This is a genomic window from Neisseria dentiae, from assembly GCF_014055005.1.
GTDB lineage: Bacteria > Pseudomonadota > Gammaproteobacteria > Burkholderiales > Neisseriaceae > Neisseria > Neisseria dentiae.
This window is the reverse complement of record NZ_CP059570.1, coordinates 395,500-413,340: the sequence shown is the minus strand read 5'-3', so window position 1 is coordinate 413,340 and position 17,841 is coordinate 395,500. Positions and strand designations below refer to the sequence as shown.

Here is a 17,841-nt window from a genome sequence, read left to right as displayed (position 1 = left end):
ACGCATTCTTTTCAATAGCACGCCGTCCGAACCCACACTTATGAACCCGTTACTCGACACCCTCAAACCCTATCCTTTCGCCCGTTTGCGCGAAGCCATGGCCGGGCTGGAGGCGCCCGCCGGCACCGCCCCCGTGCCGCTGCACATCGGCGAACCCAAACACCCCACCCCCGCCGTGATTACCGACGCGCTTACCGCTTCTTTGGCCGAGCTTGAAAAATACCCCCTTTCCGCCGGGCTGCCCGAACTGCGGCAGGCCTGTGCCGGCTGGGCGGCGCGCCGCTACGACGGCCTGCAACTCGACCCCGAAACCGAAATCCTGCCCGTGCTCGGCAGCCGCGAAGCACTGTTTTCGTTTGCCCAAGTGGTGCTGGAACACGTTTCAGACGACCCCAAACCCGCCGTTGTCAGCCCCAATCCGTTTTATCAGATTTACGAAGGCGCCACCCTGCTCGGCGGCGGCGAAATCCACTTTGCCAACAGCCGCGCCCCGCGCTTTCTGCCCGACTGGAGCCAAGTGCCCGAAACCGTGTGGCAGCGCACCAAACTGGTGTTCGTTTGCTCGCCCGACAACCCCAGCGGCAGCGTGATGCAGCTTGACGATTGGGCGGAACTCTTCGCTTTGCAAGACCGGTACGGCTTCGTTATCGCTTCCGACGAATGCTATTCCGAAATCTATTTCGGCGGCAACAAACCCATCGGCGGCCTGCAAGCCGCGCAGCAGCTCGGCCGCAGCAACAAAGGCATCGTGATGTTTACCAGTCTCTCCAAACGCTCCAACGTGCCCGGCCTGCGCTCCGGCTTCGTTGCGGGCGACGCAGAGCTTCTCAAAGCCTTCCTGCTCTACCGCACCTATCACGGCAGCGCCATGAGCATCCCCGTGCAGCGCGCCAGCATCGCCGCTTGGAACGACGAAGCCCACGTTATCGAAAACCGCCGCCTGTATCAGGAAAAATTCGACAAAGTGCTGCCTATCCTGCAAACCGTTTTCGACGTGCGCCTGCCCGACGCTTCGTTTTATATCTGGCTGAAAGTGCCTGACGGCGACGACTTAGCCTTTGCCAAAACGCTGTGGCAGCAGGCCGCCATCCAAGTGTTGCCCGGCCGCTTCCTGGCCCGCGACACCGAACACGGCAACCCGGGCGCGGGTTATGTGCGCATCGCGCTGGTGGCCGATGTGGAAACCTGCGTTAAAGCGGCCCAAACCATTGCGGCTCTATACCGCCGCTAAACGGCTGCCATAACGGCAGGGTGTTTGATGCGCCCTGCTTCTTAATCTGTGCTGCCGGTGCAAACCGCTTACAGGCCGGAATCTTTGTAAAAAACCCGAAGGCCGGCACCTTTGCAAAAATACCCCTAATGCCGTCAGAAATGCTTAAATTCCGTCATTTCCGCGCAGGCGGGGATCTAGCCTTAAAACTATTAATTATTTTATTTCAATAACTTATTAAATGCCGGATTCCCGCCTACGCGGGAATGACGATGGTTGAATATTTCAGACGGCCTAAACAACTTGCAAGGGTCTCAGGCCGTCTGAAACCCAATCTGCCTACTCCAACCCGCCGCTGTTCTGAATCATGCCGACACCCCCGTCATTATTAAAAAACCTTCCCTTTCTGATCACGCCGCCGCTGCTGTGGGCGGGCAATGTGATCGTTGCGCGCGCCGTGCGCAACGATATTCCGCCGCTCACCCTTTCGTTCGGCCGCTGGGTGATTTCGCTGCTGATTCTGCTCCCCTTCGCTTGGGCAGCCATGCGCCGCGACCGCTCTTTATACCGCCGCCACGCCAAACTGGTTGTCGGCACCTCGCTTACCGGCATCGCGGCCTTCAACACTTTGGTCTATACCGGTTTGCACCAAACCACAAGCACCAACGCATTGCTGCTCAATTCGTGTATTCCCGTGCTGATTATGCTGATCGGCTCGTTGTTTTACGGGCAGAAGCTGAACCGTTTCCAAACGGCGGGGCTGCTGCTGTCGCTGTTCGGTGTGTTGGTGATTGTTTTGCGCGGCCAAGCGGGCAATTTGTGGGCGCTGCGCTTTAACCCGGGTGATTTATGGGTGTCGGCCGCGGTGGTGTGCTGGGCGTTCTACACGCTGTGGATGCGGCAAATGCCCGCCGAAATCAACCGCACCGGCCTGACCGCCGTGCAGATTATGCTGGGGTTGCTGGTGCTGTTGCCGCTGTGGCTGTGGGAACGCGCTGCCGGTGCGCCGGTTTATTGGAACGGCAATGCGCTCGCCGGTTTGGCTTATGTGGGCATTTTTCCGTCGGTGGTGGCCTATCTGTGCTACACAGCCGCCATCGCCCGTGTCGGTGCCGTACGCGCCGGATTGAGCATACACCTGATGCCGGTGTTCGGCACGCTGCTGGCCGTTACCCTGTTGGGCGAATCCCTCCATCTTTACCACTTGATCGGCGTTGCCGCGATTTTCGGCGGGATTTTATTGAGCAGTAAAAGAGCGGCGGGCTGAAGTTTACCCCCCTTTTCCGGCACTTCGGGGTTTTGCAAAAACTACAGGCCGAGGCCTTTGCAAAATTCTTTGAGGCCGTCTGAAACATCCGGTTATCGTCATTCCCGCGCAGGCGGGAATCCAGCCTTAAAATCATCAAGTATTTTATTTCAATAACTTATGAAAAACGACTGGATTCCCGCCTGCGCGGGAATGACGGAATACAAACGTTTTCAAGTTAAAATTGGTTTTTGCAAAGGTCTCAGGCCGTCTGAAAACTTTTCAGACGGCCTGTATTCGAACGGCGTCAGCAAAACGGTTTAAACAACCCGCTTGTTTTCTGCCATTATGCCGATTAGTTTTTATCCAGATCAACCAGTTTGTTTTTGGCAATCCACGGCATCATGCTGCGCAGTTGTGCGCCCACTTTTTCGATTTGGTGGTCGGCATTCAGACGGCGGCGGGCGGTCATGCTGGCGTAGTTGGTGGCGCCTTCCTGAATGAACATTTTGGCGTATTCGCCGCTTTGGATGCGGTAAAGCGCTTTTTTCATCGCTTCTTTGGTGGCCGGCGTAATCACTTCGGGGCCGGTAACGTATTCGCCGTATTCCGCATTGTTGGAAATCGAATAGTTCATGTTGGCGATACCGCCTTCATACATCAAATCTACAATCAGCTTCAGCTCGTGCAGGCACTCGAAGTAGGCCATTTCGGGGGCGTAGCCGGCTTCAACCAGGGTTTCGAAGCCGCATTTCACCAGCTCTACCGCGCCGCCGCACAATACGGCTTGTTCGCCGAAAAGATCGGTTTCGGTTTCTTCGCGGAAGTTGGTTTCAATCACGCCGCCTTTGGTGCCGCCGTTGGCTGCGGCGTAAGAGAGGGCGATGTCGCGGGCTTTGCCGGAGTTGTCTTGGTAAACGGCAATCAGGGTGGGCACGCCGCCGCCTTTGAGGTATTCGCTGCGCACGGTGTGGCCGGGGCCTTTGGGGGCGACCATAATCACATCAACGTTTTTCGGCGGTACGATTTGGTTGTAGTGGATGTTAAAGCCGTGGGCGAAGGCCAAAGCGGCGCCGTCTTTCAGGTTGGGGGCGATTTCGTTTTTATAGACAACGGGTTGGTTTTCGTCGGGCAGCAGAATCATCACCACATCGGCGGCTTTGGTGGCGTCGGCCACGCTGCGCACGTCGTGTCCGGCAGCAACGGCTTTGTTCCATGAGCCGCCCTGACGCAGGCCGATCACCACGTTCACGCCCGAATCTTTCAGGTTGGCCGCATGGGCGTGGCCTTGCGAGCCGTAGCCGATGATGGCTACGGTTTTGCCTTTGATGAGGGACAGGTCGGCGTCTTTATCGTAATAAACTTGCATGTTGTTTCCTTTAGGGATGAATGTTTGAAAAAGTTATCGGTTGGCGTTGTCGGAAATATCGTGCATCAGCACGATGTCCACGCTTTCGGTTTTGCCTTCGATGGCTTTTAGAAAGTTTTGGAAATGCGCGCTTTGGCCGTGCTCGTCCACCGCTGCCTGCGATTGCCAGATTTCGAAAAACACCACACGGTTCGGGTTTTCGATGTCTTGATGCAGATCATAACGCAGGTTGCCTGCTTCTTGGCGGCTGGCCAATACCAGTTGCTGAAACACGCCGAGCAGCTCTTGGCGGTGTTCGGGTTTGACAACAATGGTGGCGGCAATTTTAACGGTTTGCATGGCGGCTTCCTTGTTTTTCAGACGGCCAAATTAACCTTGATAGGCTGTCTGAAAAGGTTTCCGGCGTTTCAGACGGCCTTGGATCTGCTCGCTTAGGCCGTCTGAAAAGCCTGTTTAAATTCTCAAAATCCGCTCGCCCCTGCCGATGCCTGCGGCACCGGTGCGCACGGTTTCGAGAATCGCGGTTTTGCCTACGGTTTCCAAAAACGAATCCAGTTTGTCGCTGGAGCCGGTGATTTCGACGGTGTAGGTTTTGTCGGTAACGTCCACTACGCTGCCGCGGTAGATTTCGGTAAGGCGCAGGAATTCGTCGCGGTCTTTGCCCAGCGCGCGCAGTTTCACCAGCATCAGCTCGCGTTCGACAAAACGGCTTTCGTTCAAATCAACCACTTTCACCACTTCAACCAGTTTGTTGAGCTGCTTGGTGATTTGCTCCAGCACGGTGTCGTCGCCGTGGGTAACGATGGTCATGCGCGACAGGGTTTTGTCTTCGGTGGCGGCCACGGCCAATGAATCGATGTTGTAGTCGCGAGCCGAAAACAAGCCCACCACGCGGCTCATCGCGCCTGATTCGTTTTCCATCAGGATAGATAAAATATGTCGCATTATGGCACGCTCCTTGTGTCGTAATCACGGTCTTTCACATCGTTTACATCGGAATCTTTTGGCGTTTCGCGCATGTGCGGCGGCAGCACCATTTCGTCCAAACCTTTGCCGTTGCCCACCATCGGGAACACGTTTTGTTTTTTGTCGGTAATGAAGTCGAGGAACACCAAACGGTCTTTCAGCCTTACCGCTTCGCGCAACGCGCCTTCCACGTCGGATTTCTTCTCCACGCGGATACCGACGTGGCCGTAGGCTTCGGAAAGTTTCACAAAATCGGGCAGCGAGTCGAAATAGGTTTCCGATTCGCGGTTGCTGTAATAAAGCTCCTGCCATTGGCGCACCATGCCCAGATAACCGTTGTTGAGGGTAACGATGTTAACCGGAATACGGTATTGGAAGCAGGTGGAAAGCTCTTGGATATTCATCTGAATCGAGCCTTCGCCGGTGATGCAGAACACATCCTGATCGGGTGCGGCCAGTTTGGCGCCCATCGCATAGGGCAAGCCTACGCCCATCGTGCCCAAACCGCCCGAATTGAGCCATTGGCGCGGGCGCTCGAACGGATAATATTGCGCGGCAAACATTTGGTGTTGGCCCACATCCGAGGTGATGATGGCCAAATTATTGGTAACTTCGGCAAGTTTCTGCACCACATATTGCGGTTTGATGATTTCGCCGTCGTTATCGAACCACAAACAGTTGCGGCCGCGCCATGCTTCGAGGGTTTGCCACCATTTTTCGAGGGCGGCGGGCGTAATCACCAGCTCTTGCTTTTTCCACAAGCAAGTCATTTCGGTTAATACGTTTTTCACGTCGCCCACAATCGGCACATCCACCCGCACGCGCTTGGCGATGCTTGAGGGATCAATGTCGATATGAATGATTTTTTTGGCTTTTTCCAAAAATTTAGACGGCACCGACACCACACGGTCGTCGAAACGCGCGCCAACCGCCACCACCACGTCGGCATTCTGCATCGCCAAGTTGGCCTCATAGGTGCCGTGCATACCCAACATGCCGAGATATTGGCGGTCGCCGGCCGGGTAAGCGCCCAAGCCCATCAGCGTGCCGGTGCACGGTACGCCGGTCAGGCGCACAAAATCGATAAGTTCCTGATGCGCATTGCCCAGCACCACGCCGCCGCCGAAATACACCAGCGGACGCTTGGCCGAAGCGAGCATCTGCACGGCCTTTTTGATTTGGCCGGTGTGGCCCTGTGTAACGGGCTGATAGGAACGGATGAAGATATCTTCCTGCGGATAGCTGAATTTCGCCATCGCCTGGGTAACGTCTTTGGGAATATCCACCACCACCGGACCGGGGCGGCCGCTGGCGGCGATTTGAAATGCCTTTTTAATGGTAACGGCCAGTTCGTTGATATCGGTTACCAGAAAGTTATGCTTCACGCACGGGCGGGTGATGCCCACGGTATCCACTTCCTGGAACGCATCGGTGCCGATGGCGGGCGTACCCACCTGGCCGGTAATCACCACCAACGGAATCGAATCCGAATAGGCCGTGGCAATACCGGTCAGCGCATTGGTGGCGCCGGGGCCGGATGTTACCAAGGCCACGCCCACCTTGCCGCTGGTGCGCGAATAAGCATCGGCGGCATGTACCGCGGCCTGCTCGTGGCGCACTAAAATATGTTTGAACTTATTAAGCTGGAAAAGCGCGTCGTAGATTTCGAGAACCGCGCCGCCGGGATAACCGAAAACGTATTCCACGCCCTCGGCCTTTAGACTCTGCACGAGTATTTGTGCACCTGATAACTGCATATCTGCCTCTTTTTTCTGCGTGTAAACCAATAGGGGAAGCCGACTCCGCCACAGCACCTGTAATGCAATTTCTGCAGGCAGCGGTTTAGGGTACGCGCATTGCAGAAAAACAGCGGCAGCCAAGCAGCCCAATCAATTGATTCAGACGCTTGAGCGTTTATCGAAGTAAAAGAGCTTGAAAGATAACCTAAACACTCTATCCAAGCAAGACAAAAACTTTCATTTGCAGGCAGAAAAAATTCATATATGTTTTAATGTTTGATTTACAACAAAATAAATCGGTATCGGCAAAGAAAATCGGCTTTCAGACGGCCTTGAAAGCCAATCGGGCAGCACCGCATAAAAACGGAGCTGCCCGACAACCGAACTGGCGCACCCAACAGGGATCGAACCTGTGACCTCCAGCTTCGGAAACTGACACTCTTCCAACTGAGCTATGGGTGCGGAAAGGCCGACAGATTAACGCAAAACGCCCTTTTTGGCAAAAGTTATTTCATGCACGCCGCCCCGCCTTTTGCACACGGCATGTAGGCGGATGTAGTAATCGGCATTTTTTTGAGAAAGGTTAAACTTAAAGATTGGAAAGCCGCCGCGAATTCAGTATAATCCAGCAAATTATTGTTAATGCAAATTAACAGAACCAACAATTACAATCCCTTATCCTCACAACCTACCAAAAACGGCGAGGCCCAACCACATGAACCACTTGAGCAACAACAAAGCCCGAGGCTCTGCGTTAACTCCGCTTATCGGCGGCATCGTAATCCTGCTTGCAGTATTGTTTTTTCTGGTCAAACTGGCAACCAGCGGCTATTACAGCGATGTAGAGGCTTCCACGCCCTCCGCCACCCAAACCCGTATCATGCCCGCAGGCAGCGTTACCATGGGCGACGGCACACCCGTCGGCCAACGCACCGGCGAGCAGATTTTCAACAAAATCTGTATCCAATGCCACGCCGCCGACGGCAATATCCCCAACGCTCCCCGCGTAACCCACAATAACGAATGGGCGCCGCGTATCGCCAAGGGTTTCGAAACCCTGTTCAACAACGCACTCAACGGTTTTAACGCCATGCCGGCCAAAGGCGGCCAGGCCGACCTGACCGACGACGAACTCAAACGCGCCATCGCCTATATGGCCAACCAATCCGGCGGCAACTTGGAAGCCCCTGCCGTAGGCGCGGCCTCAGGTGCTGCCGCTTCGGGTGCCGACGCTTCGGCCGCTTCTTCTGCGGCTTCCGATTCCGCCGGTGCAGCGGCGCCGGCTGCCGTCACCGCATCGGCCGACGGCAAGAAAATTTTCGACACCACCTGCGTTGCCTGCCACGGTGCGACTTCTGCCATTCCCAATTCGCCTAAAATCACCAAAAACGACGAGTGGGCACCGCGCATCAAACAAGGTAAAGAAACCCTGTTCAAACATGCGCTCGAAGGCTTCACCGGCCCCGGCGGCAGCCTGATGCCCGCCAAAGGCGGCAACGCCAATCTGACAGACGACGAAGTGAAAGCCGCGGTAACCTATATGGTTAACCAATCCGGCGGTAAAATTTGATCAGCTTCATACTCAAATGTTTTTTAAAAGCGTACTATTCAGGTACGCTTTTTTATTTGGGCCGACCGCTGCCGCAACCTTTTCAGACGGCCTCAACCCTATCCGGCATAAAACGGAAAATCACATTTTCCCGCCCGGCCGTGCCGCACGCCGCTTTCACAGGAAACCAGCCATGAACGCCATCGAACAACTGCTTAACCATCCCGACGTCCGCACCACCCCGCTTTCGGACGGCCTAAAAATCCGCAACCCCGCCACCGGCGACACGCTGGCCTACGTCCGCACCACTTCCGTGCCGCAGCTGAACCACATTATCGCCAAAGCCCAAACCGCCCAAACCGAGTGGGCGGCGAAAAGCGCGCTGGAGCGCGCCGACATACTCTGGTGCTGGTACCGCCTGATGAAGGAAAACAAAGAAAACCTCGCCCGCCTGATGACGATGGAACAAGGCAAAAGCCTGGCCGAGTCACTGGGTGAAATCGACTACGCCGCAGGGTTTATCCGCTGGTTTGCCGAAGAAGCCCGCCGCATCGACGGCGATATTCTCACCAGCCTGAAACCCACCCAAAAACTGATGGTTATCAAACAGCCCGTCGGCGTAACCGCGGCCATCACCCCGTGGAACTTCCCAGCCGCCATGATTACCCGCAAAGCCGCGCCTGCGCTGGCGGCAGGCTGCGCCATAATTGTCAAACCCGCCAGCCAAACGCCCCTGAGCGCCTACGCCCAAGCCGTATTGGCCTACCGCGCAGGCATTCCGCAAGACTTGTTTGCGGTTGTGAACGGCAAAGCCGCCGACATCAGCAACACTTTCACGCAAAACCCGATTATCCGCAAAATCAGCTTCACCGGCTCCACCGAAGTGGGCATACAGATTTTCCGCAACAGCGCCGAACACATTAAAAAACTCAGCCTCGAGCTGGGCGGCAACGCCCCCCTGCTGGTTTTCGACGATGCCGACCTCGACAAAGCCGTCGAAGGCACCATGCTCAGCAAATTCCGCAACAGCGGCCAAACCTGCGTGTGCACCAACCGCGTATATGTGCAGGCCGGCGTTTACAACGAATTCTGCCGCCGCCTCGCCGTGCAGGCAGGCCGTCTGAAACTCGGCAACGGTTTGGACAAAGGCGTGCAGCAAGGCCCGTTAATCGATGCAGACGCGGTGGCCAAGGTGGAAGCATACATCGCCGATGCGCTCGAAAAAGGCGCGCAATGCTTAACCGGCGGGCGGCGCAGCCCGTTGGGCGGCACGTTTTTCGAGCCGACGGTGTTAAGCGGCGCCACCGCCGATATGCTTTTGGCCCGCGAAGAAATCTTCGGCCCGCTCTGCCCCGTGTTCAAATTCGAATCGGAAGCAGAAGCCGTTGCCCAAGCCAACCGCACCGAAGCCGGCTTGGCCGCCTACCTGTTTACCCGCGACACCGCCCGCCAATGGCGCGTGGCCGAAGCACTCGAATACGGCATGGTGGGCATCAACACCGGCATCATCAGCAACGAAGTAGCGCCTTTCGGTGGCATCAAAATGAGCGGTTTGGGCAGGGAAGGCAGCAAATACGGTATAAACGAATATCTCGAATTGAAATATCTGTGTTTGGATATCGGCTGAATATCTGCCGGCAAAGAAACGGACAGGCCGAAACCTTTGCAAGTCGCTCAGGCCGTCTGAAATGCCCGATTGCCGTATTCACCGTCATACTCGGGCTTGACCTGAGACCTTTGCAAAAACACGTTTTAACCCTGAATTTATTTATGTTTCGTCATACCCGTGCTCAGCCCGGGTATCGGTTATTTCTTTTGAAACAAACAGATGCTCGGGTCAAACCCGAGCATGACGAAGATATTATAGTGAATTCAAATAAAAACTCCGAAATGAAATAACTGCATTCAAACTTGCAATTGGGCGATATGCTAAAGAATCGTTTTACCCTACTTCGGCATTCTTATTTTAATCCACTATAAAATACCGGCATGAACTGAAATTTCTGCAAAATTTTCAGGCCGTCTGAAAGCATATAACGCATACTTTCAGACGGCCTAAATATCTTTATAAACCTTTTATATCAATAATTTATTTTCCTATCGCTCACTATCTTCCGGCACATTTCCCCAGCCCGCCATGATTCTGCCGATAATTTCCGCCGCGCTGCCGGTTTCGGCCAGCGGCGCATTCTGCCCCGCCCACAACGAAGAAAATTCGTCGGAACCCTGTTTCTCCGCCGCCGCTTTCAACGGTGCGGCCACAGCCTGCGCCAGCGGGAAAGGCGGTGCAGCGGGATTGATGGGGCCGGCTTCGCGGATAAAGCGGTTGACGATGCCGCGCGCGAAGCCGCCGCTGAACAGGTTGGTTAGAGCGGTGTGTTCGGCACGGCTGCTTTGCAGGGCGGCGCGGTGCAGGGGCGAGGTGTCGGCCTCGTCGGCCAGCATCAGCGCGGTGCCGATCTGTATGCCTGCCGCGCCCAAATCACGGGCGGCGCGGGCGGTGGCGGCATTGCAGATACCGCCTGTTGCCACCACCGGCACGCTTACGGCCGCGCAAACTTGCGGCAGCAGGCTGAACGTGCCCGACTGGGTGGTTAAGTCCCTGCTGAGAAACATGCCGCGGTGGCCGCCTGCTTCCAAGCCTTGCGCGATAATAATGTCGGCGCCGCCGGCCTCGAGCCTGCGGGCTTCTTCCACTGTGGTGGCGCTCGACATCACCACGGCACCGCTGCTTTTCACTTTGTCCAACAATGTCTGCTCGGGCAGCCCGAAATGAAAGCTGACCACGGCCGGGCGGTAACGCAGCACGATTTCCGCCTGCTCTTCGCCAAACGGCTGCCTGCCGCCGCCTGCGGCAACGTCTGCTTCGCTCAAGCCGAATTCGCGGTAAAACGGTTGCAGCGCCTGCAACCATGCCGCCTGTTGTGTGGCATCGGCTTGCGGCTGTTTGTGGGCGAAAAAGTTAATGTTGAACGGCCGGTCGGTCTGCCGCCGCACGGCTTCGATTTCGGCACACAAGCGCTCGGCCAGCAACATGGCGGCGGGCAGCGAACCCAGCACGCCGGCACGGCAGGCGGCAACGGCCAGCCTGCTGCCCTGCACGCCCGCCATCGGTGCCTGAATCAGCGGCAGGCGGGTTTGAATCAGCTTCAACAAACGGGAAACGGTATTCATGGTTTGCTCCTGTGTTTGTGCCAAGCGGCAGGTTTTCTTTTTCCGCAACATCGCCCGAAGCCTTTGCACGGTTTCCGTTGAGCCATTGATTTGCGACTAAAGCACGGTCGTGAAGTGTTTAAGGTAAATTGCCTGCCATATTTTCAGACGGCCTCTTTTTTCAACAGCCTTAACGCATTGGCCACCACCACCAGCGAGCTTAGGCTCATGCCCAGCGCGGCCACCCACGGGGTAACGTAACCGCACACGGCCAAAGGCACCACAATCAGATTGTAAACGCTGGCCCAAATCAGGTTTTGGCGGATAACCGAACGGGTGCGCCGCGCCTGCCGTATGGTTTTCGGCAACACGCGCATATCTTCGTTCAGCAGTATCACATCGGCTCCTTCGCGGGCAACATCAGCACCGCCCGACACGGCAACCGAAACATCGGCCTGCGCCAAAACGGGGGCATCGTTGATGCCGTCGCCCACCATCAGCACTTTGCGCTGCTGCCGTTGCAGGGTTTCCACATAAGCCAGTTTGTCTTCGGGCGAGGCTTCCGCACGGTAGCTGTCCAAACCCAAACTGCGGGCAAGGTTTGCTACGGCGGGGCTGCGGTCGCCGCTGAGCAGGTGCAGCCGCACGCCCTGCGCTTTAAGCTCGGCCAGCATATCGGCAATGCCTGCTTTGGTTTCGTCGGCCAGCAGAAAGGCCGTCTGAAAACCTTGTTGGTTGCCGAGGTAAACCAAACCGCCGCCGTGTTCGATTATGCCCGCTGCGGGCAGGTTGCCGGAGATGCCCGCCACGAAATCCGCCTTACCCAACGCCCAAATTTGCGTTTCGCCGTTTACCGTGAGCCGTGCGCTCACGCCGCTGCCCACATGGTTGGCGCGCTGTTCGGCGCGGATTTCGTGCTGCCCTTCGGCACCCGAACGTTCGGCATAATCCAGAATGGCTTTGGCAACGGGGTGTTCCGACTGGGACTCCAGCACACCGGCAACGGCAGCGGCCAGGGGGCTGTTCAGACGGCCTAACGGGCGCGCCTCGATAACCGATAAAGTGCCCCGGGTTAAGGTGCCGGTTTTATCAAACACCACATCGTCAATCTGGGCCAGCGTTTCCAAACTGCCGCTGCCGCTGATCAAGATGCCGTCTGAAGCGAGCACGCCCGTGGAAGCGGCCAGCGCGGTGGGCGTAGCCAGCGAAAGCGCGCACGGGCAGGTAATCACCAAGAGCGACACGGTAATCCACAACGCCTGCATGGGGCCGGCGTATATCGTCCAACCCACGAAAACCGGCACGGCCAACAGCAGCAGGCGCGATAAAAAGAAAGCGGCGTATTTGTCGGCCAGCTCGGCCAAACGCGGTTTTTGCGCCAAAGCGCGGTCGAGCAGTTTCACAATGTGCGCCAACCGCGTGCCGCCGCCCACTTGGTCGGTGCGGATAACCAGCGGGCCGGATGTGTTGAGCGTGCCCGCCACCACCGCCTGCCCCGCCTGTTTGGGCAGAGGCAGGCTCTCGCCGGTGAGCATGGCTTCGTTTACCTCGCTCTCGCCGGCCAGCACCGTGCCGTCCACCGGAATCACTTCGCCGGGATACACCGCCACCACGTCGCCCGGGCGCAGCTGCACCACCGCCGCCTCTTCGGCCGTTTCGCTTTCGGGATAACCGCCCAGCTTATGGCAAAACGCGGGCACCAGCTTCACCAGCCGCTCGGCCGCATCTCCCGCCTTGCGCCTTGCGATCTGCTCCATATAGCGGCCGCCGAGCAGAAAAAACACAAACATGGCAATCGATTCGAAATACATACCCTGCCCCGCCCCGCTGAACAGGCTGTACACGCCGGCCGAAAACGTCAGAATCAGCGCCACCGCCACCGGCGTATCCATGCCGGTGCGGCGGTTTTTGAGGTCGCGCCACATACCGCGGTAAAACGGCACCGCCGAATAAAGCATCGCCGGCAGCACCATCAAAAACGAACCCCAATGCAGCACGTTCAAATAAACCGGCTCGATTTCATTGCCGTAAAGATATTCGGGCACGGCGAACATCATCGTCTGCATCATCGACAAACCCGCCACCGCCAAACGTATCAGCGACTGCTTGCGTTCGGCCTGCGCCTGTTCTTCCATTTTATGGGCATCGTAAGGCAAGGCGCTGTAACCGCTTTTCTGAATGCGCAGCAGGATATCGGAAAGCAGCACGCGGCTGTTGTCCCACAACACGCGCACGCGGCGGGTGCTGTAGTTCAAATCTGCCCGCAACACCCCCGCCGTGCGCAGAAGCTGCTGCTCGATCAGCCACACGCAGGCGGCGCAGGTAATGCCCTCCAGCATCAGCACCGCCTCGCGCTCTTCGCCCGAGCCCGCCTCCACAAAACCGGCCTGCACTTCCGGCAGATCGTAAAGCTTCAGGCGGTCGAGAATTTCCTGCGGCGGCAGCGCCGCTTTTTCGGCATCGGCCGTACGCTGTTTGTAGTAATTGCCCAGCCCCGCATCGATAATCCCCTGCGCCACGGCCTGGCAGCCCGCGCAGCAGGTGTCGCGCGGTTCGTTTTCGTAAACCACGGTTAAAGAAACGTTGTCGGGCACATCCAGCCCGCAATGAAAGCATGTTTTTTTCATGGGCTGGAATTGTACGCGCAGCGCTTGGCGCGGGCAACGACGCGCCGCCCTTTCAGACGGCCCGGGCTTTCCGCCCCGCCGTATCTTTCGCTTCCATTATCCGGTCAGCAATGTTAGCCGTTTCAAACCATTGATTACATAAATTTACAACACTATTCTCTAAAAATATCAATTTATTGTCATAAAAATTGACAACAAAGTTTTAATATTTAAAAATATTGCCTGAAAATAAAAAAACAGGCTCCGCAAGCAATTCAAAAAAGCAAGCTCATAAATCAACACATATCCAAACGTTTCTTTACTCGGAGATACCCATGATTGACCGCCTGATGCCCATTTTCGCCGTTATCGGTGTGCTGTCCATGCTCGGCTACACCGGCCTGGCGGCTTGGGCCATTTACAACAGCCTGTTTTCAAACAAGAAAAAAACCACCCAAACACACACGCAACACACCGCCGTTTAAACGGCAACACACGGGCGGATAAAAAAACAGCCGTCAGGCATACCCGCTCCGCGCATAACGGCTGCGTTGCCGCACTGCCCCGCCCGCTCAAAACAGGCCGTCTGAAAGGTTTTCAGACGGCCTGCGCCTTATTGAAAACACCCTTCTTTCAAGGTAAAATCGCGCATTCAAAACGAGCGGTAAAAATCATGACCAAGTTTATTTTCGTAACCGGCGGCGTCGTATCTTCATTAGGTAAAGGTATCGCCGCCGCTTCTATTGCCACCATTCTCGAATCGCGCGGCTTGAACGTTACCATGCTCAAGCTTGACCCCTATATCAACGTCGATCCCGGCACCATGAGTCCGTTCCAGCACGGCGAAGTATTCGTTACCGAAGACGGCGCCGAAACCGACCTCGATTTGGGCCACTACGAACGCTTTATCAATTCCACCATGCTGCGCCGCAACAGCTTCAGCGCAGGCCAGGTTTACGAACAGGTGATCGCCAAAGAACGCCGCGGCGACTATTTGGGCGGCACCGTGCAGGTTATCCCCCACATCACCGACGAAATCAAACGCAAAATCCACGAAGGCGCGGCGGGGCACGATGTGGCCATCGTCGAAATCGGCGGCACCGTGGGCGACATCGAATCGCTGCCTTTTCTGGAAGCCATCCGCCAGATGCGCAGCCAGCTCGGCCGCAACAACACCTTATACGTGCACCTGAGTTATGTGCCCTATATCGCCGCCGCCGGCGAAATCAAAACCAAACCCACCCAACACTCGGTGAAAGAATTGCGCGAAATCGGCATCCAGCCCGACGTGTTGATCTGCCGCATGGACCGCATTCTGCCCGAAGAAGAAAAGCGCAAAATCGCCCTGTTCTGCAACGTGGAAGAGCGCGCGGTGGCGGGCAGCTATGATGCCGACAGCATTTACGAAATCCCTGAAATGCTGCACAACCAGGGCATCGACAACATTATTTGCGAGCAGTTGCAGCTCAACGTGCAGCAGGCCGATTTGACCGAATGGAAAAAAATCGTTTACGCCATCAAAAACCCCAAACACACCGCTAAAATCGCCATGGTCGGCAAATATGTGGATTTGACCGAATCCTACAAATCGCTGACCGAAGCCCTGAAACACGCCGGTATCCACACCGAAACCGACGTGCAGATTACCTATGTGGACAGCGAAGCCATCGAAAAAGAAGGCACCGGCTGCCTGCACGATATGGATGCCATTCTCGTGCCCGGCGGTTTCGGCGTGCGCGGCGTGGAAGGCAAAATCGCCGCCGTCAAATACGCGCGCGAAAACAATATCCCCTATTTGGGCATCTGCCTCGGCATGCAGATTGCGCTGATCGAATACGCCCGCGACGTGGCCGGCTTACAGGGCGCCAACTCCACCGAGTTCGACCTGAAAACCCCGTATCCCGTTGTGGCGCTGATCGACGAATGGCAAACCGCCGACGGCAGCGTGGAAAAACGCGACGAAAACGCCGATTTGGGCGGCACCATGCGTTTGGGCGCACAGGAAGTCGAATTAAAACCCGACAGCCTTGCCGCCAAAATCTACGGCAGCACCGAAATCAAAGAACGCCACCGCCACCGCTACGAAGTGAACAACAACTTCGTGCCCGAGCTGGAAAAAGCGGGGTTGGTGATCGGCGGCGTATCCGCCGGCCGCGAACGCTTGGTGGAAACCATCGAGCTGCCCGGCCACCCGTGGTTTTTCGCCTGCCAGTTCCACCCCGAGTTCACCTCCACCCCGCGCAAAGGCCACCCGCTGTTTACGGCCTATATCAAAGCGGCGCTGGCGAATAAAAAAGTTTGACGTGGCCTGCCGTTAAAACCGAAAGCACCCTGTTCAGGGTGCTTTTTTGTTGCCGCAATATGCCAACCTTTGCCAAATTCATGTCGGTATTTTTAAAACCTCTGCGTCATGATCGGGCTTGACCCGGGCATCTCTTTGTTAAAAAAGAACTGGCCGATACTCGGGGCAAGCCCGAATATGACGGTATTCAAGCATTTCAGACGGCCTGGGCAGCTTGCAAAGTCCCCCGCCTAACTTTCCTGCTCCCACGAACGGTTGCGTTTGAGCAAAACCCTAACCGCACCGTCGTTGCCCGGGCGCGGCTCGGCATAAGCCAGCACGTCGGGATGGGCCATCAGCCAGCGGCGCACCAGATTTTTCAGCACGGGTTTGTAGCCCGAAGAACCCAAACCGCTGCCGTGGACGATTTCGCCGCACACGCCGCGTTTTTTGGTGAACTCGATAAACTCGTTCAACACCTGCTGCGCTTCTTCCTGCGTGTAGCCGTGCAGGTCCACATCGGCCACCACCGGCCAATGGCCGCTCTGCAAACGGCGGATGTCGTTTTTGCCCTGCCCGTTTTTGCTGAAGGTGGCGGGCGGTTCGTCGGTTCCGCCGTCGCCCACATAAAAATAATCTTCCGCCGCTAAGGCCTCCGCTTGGGTTTTGCGCGGTTTGATCGGCGATACGTCGCGCGGCGGCGCGTAGCGGTTGCTGTTTTTCAACGGGGTAACGCCGGCCATTTCTTTGGCGAAATCCACCTGTTGCGCCGCCTGTTTGCGTGCCGCCGCTTCGGCTTCTGCCTTCGCCTCGGCGGCCTGTTTGGCCTGTTTGCCCAGAGTTTTTAAAACGGATTGGAAATCGTTGCTCATATTTGCTGCTTTCTATCATCGGGTTTTCAGACGGCATCAAGGCCGTCTGAAAAATATAGCGGATCAACTTAACGAGAGCCGAACCCTCCATCTTTTTTATTTATATCATACATTTAACGCAGACGGCGCACATCGTCGGTAACTTCCGTGCCGAAGTTTTCGCTTGCAATCATTGCGGCAATTTCGGCGGCGGCTGTTTCGGGGCTGCTTAAGCCGCCTTCTGATTTCAAGTCGATAAAACGCCGCACCATCGGAAAATCCGCCTCATGCGCCCGGCGGATTTCGTTTTGCATGGCGGTATCGACCACGCCCGGGGCGATAGAGGCGATCTGCACGCGCGGATGCCGTTCGGCGGCAACGCAGCGGGCGTGGTGGTCGAGCGCGGCTTTGGCGGCACCGTATACGCTCCAGCCCGGATAAGCATTGCGCCCTGCCCCGCTGCCGATATGGGCGATTTTCAACACCGCCCGTTCGGGCTTGCAGCCGATCAGATGGTTGGCCAACAAAATGGGGGCGGTAATGTTCAGCGGCACGGCAGCAGCAATTTCGGCGGCCTGCTGCCGCCCCGCTACGGCGTTGGGCGCAACGGCGGCGGCATTGTTGATTAAGATGATTTCGTCCGCGCCCTCGATAAACCGCTCCAAAAAACCGCCGGCCAGCCAAGCCGAAAGTGCGGCGGTATCGCTTAAATCAATCCGCTGCTCTGCCAGTTTTTCAAACGGCCTCAAACCCGCCTGCCGCCGCGCCAAGCCCAATACGCCGCAACCTGCCTGTAAATAGTGTCCGGCCAACGCTTTGCCCAAGCCGCTGCTGTGGCCGGTGATGATGGTTTTGGTGTTCATAACACGCC

Annotated in this window: 14 protein-coding genes and 1 tRNA gene; 6 read left to right on the top strand and 9 right to left on the bottom strand. The window is 56.6% G+C overall.

What is annotated here, in order from left to right; translation table 11 throughout:
* Positions 1 to 40: 40 nt before the first annotated feature.
* Entirely contained in the window at positions 41 to 1,231 is a 1,191-nt protein-coding gene (dapC, locus tag H3L92_RS01940; protein ID WP_115336274.1) for a succinyldiaminopimelate transaminase, read from the top strand.
* Between the two features lie 346 nt (positions 1,232 to 1,577).
* Entirely contained in the window at positions 1,578 to 2,477 is a 900-nt protein-coding gene (locus tag H3L92_RS01935; RefSeq protein ID WP_085365004.1) for a DMT family transporter, read from the top strand.
* A 334-nt stretch (positions 2,478 to 2,811) separates the two neighbouring features.
* On the opposite strand, the gene ilvC is transcribed toward H3L92_RS01935, so the two are convergent.
* The 5 genes from ilvC to H3L92_RS01910 form a co-directional block, all read right to left on the bottom strand.
* Positions 2,812 to 3,825, bottom strand: a complete 1,014-nt coding sequence (gene ilvC, locus H3L92_RS01930; RefSeq protein WP_085365005.1) for a ketol-acid reductoisomerase — start codon at positions 3,823 to 3,825, stop codon at positions 2,812 to 2,814.
* Positions 3,826 to 3,858: 33 nt separating this feature from the next.
* A complete protein-coding gene (locus H3L92_RS01925) occupies positions 3,859 to 4,164 on the bottom strand; it encodes a putative quinol monooxygenase (RefSeq protein ID WP_085365006.1) in 306 nt (101 codons plus the stop codon).
* A 114-nt stretch (positions 4,165 to 4,278) separates the two neighbouring features.
* The gene (gene ilvN / locus H3L92_RS01920; RefSeq protein ID WP_085365007.1) at positions 4,279 to 4,770 is read right to left on the bottom strand and encodes an acetolactate synthase small subunit; all 492 of its coding nucleotides are present in this window, start codon (positions 4,768 to 4,770) and stop codon (positions 4,279 to 4,281) included.
* Positions 4,770 to 6,548 carry a biosynthetic-type acetolactate synthase large subunit gene (gene ilvB, locus H3L92_RS01915; protein WP_085365008.1) on the bottom strand — a complete coding sequence of 593 codons (1,779 nt, stop codon included), beginning with the start codon at positions 6,546 to 6,548 and terminating at the stop codon, positions 4,770 to 4,772. The genes ilvN and ilvB overlap by 1 nt, the downstream gene beginning before the upstream one ends.
* A 368-nt stretch (positions 6,549 to 6,916) precedes the next feature.
* Positions 6,917 to 6,992: transfer RNA gene (locus H3L92_RS01910), tRNA-Arg, on the bottom strand.
* Between the two features lie 253 nt (positions 6,993 to 7,245).
* Between H3L92_RS01910 and H3L92_RS01905 the strand changes: the two genes are divergently transcribed.
* Entirely contained in the window at positions 7,246 to 8,100 is an 855-nt protein-coding gene (locus H3L92_RS01905; protein ID WP_085365009.1) for a c-type cytochrome, read from the top strand.
* 172 nt (positions 8,101 to 8,272) lie between these two features.
* The gene (locus H3L92_RS01900; RefSeq protein WP_085365010.1) at positions 8,273 to 9,706 is read left to right on the top strand and encodes an NAD-dependent succinate-semialdehyde dehydrogenase; all 1,434 of its coding nucleotides are present in this window, start codon (positions 8,273 to 8,275) and stop codon (positions 9,704 to 9,706) included.
* A 470-nt stretch (positions 9,707 to 10,176) separates the two neighbouring features.
* On the opposite strand, the gene H3L92_RS01895 is transcribed toward H3L92_RS01900, so the two are convergent.
* Together H3L92_RS01895 and H3L92_RS01890 are read right to left on the bottom strand one after the other, a co-directional pair.
* Positions 10,177 to 11,304 (bottom strand): NAD(P)H-dependent flavin oxidoreductase, encoded by a 1,128-nt coding sequence (locus tag H3L92_RS01895; RefSeq protein ID WP_259345790.1) that lies wholly within the window; start codon positions 11,302 to 11,304, stop codon positions 10,177 to 10,179.
* 92 nt (positions 11,305 to 11,396) lie between these two features.
* Complete coding sequence (locus tag H3L92_RS01890) at positions 11,397 to 13,859, bottom strand: heavy metal translocating P-type ATPase (RefSeq protein ID WP_085365011.1); 2,463 nt, start codon at positions 13,857 to 13,859, stop codon at positions 11,397 to 11,399.
* Positions 13,860 to 14,173: 314 nt separating this feature from the next.
* Here H3L92_RS01890 and H3L92_RS01885 point away from each other — a divergent pair, with 314 nt between their 5' ends.
* Positions 14,174 to 14,323, top strand: coding sequence for a hypothetical protein (locus H3L92_RS01885; RefSeq protein WP_169710483.1), 150 nt, complete (start codon positions 14,174 to 14,176; stop codon positions 14,321 to 14,323).
* A gap of 188 nt (positions 14,324 to 14,511) precedes the next feature.
* Positions 14,512 to 16,140, top strand: coding sequence for a CTP synthase (gene pyrG, locus H3L92_RS01880; RefSeq protein WP_085365012.1), 1,629 nt, complete (start codon positions 14,512 to 14,514; stop codon positions 16,138 to 16,140).
* 230 nt (positions 16,141 to 16,370) lie between these two features.
* Here the strand turns inward: pyrG and H3L92_RS01875 are convergent, their stop codons facing one another.
* Both H3L92_RS01875 and H3L92_RS01870 read right to left on the bottom strand, forming a co-directional pair.
* On the bottom strand, positions 16,371 to 16,991 hold the full coding sequence (locus H3L92_RS01875) for a Smr/MutS family protein (protein ID WP_085365013.1): 621 nt from the start codon (positions 16,989 to 16,991) through the stop codon (positions 16,371 to 16,373).
* Positions 16,992 to 17,104: 113 nt separating this feature from the next.
* The gene (locus H3L92_RS01870) at positions 17,105 to 17,833 is read right to left on the bottom strand and encodes an SDR family NAD(P)-dependent oxidoreductase (protein WP_085365014.1); all 729 of its coding nucleotides are present in this window, start codon (positions 17,831 to 17,833) and stop codon (positions 17,105 to 17,107) included.
* Between the last annotated feature and the right edge of the window lie 8 nt (positions 17,834 to 17,841).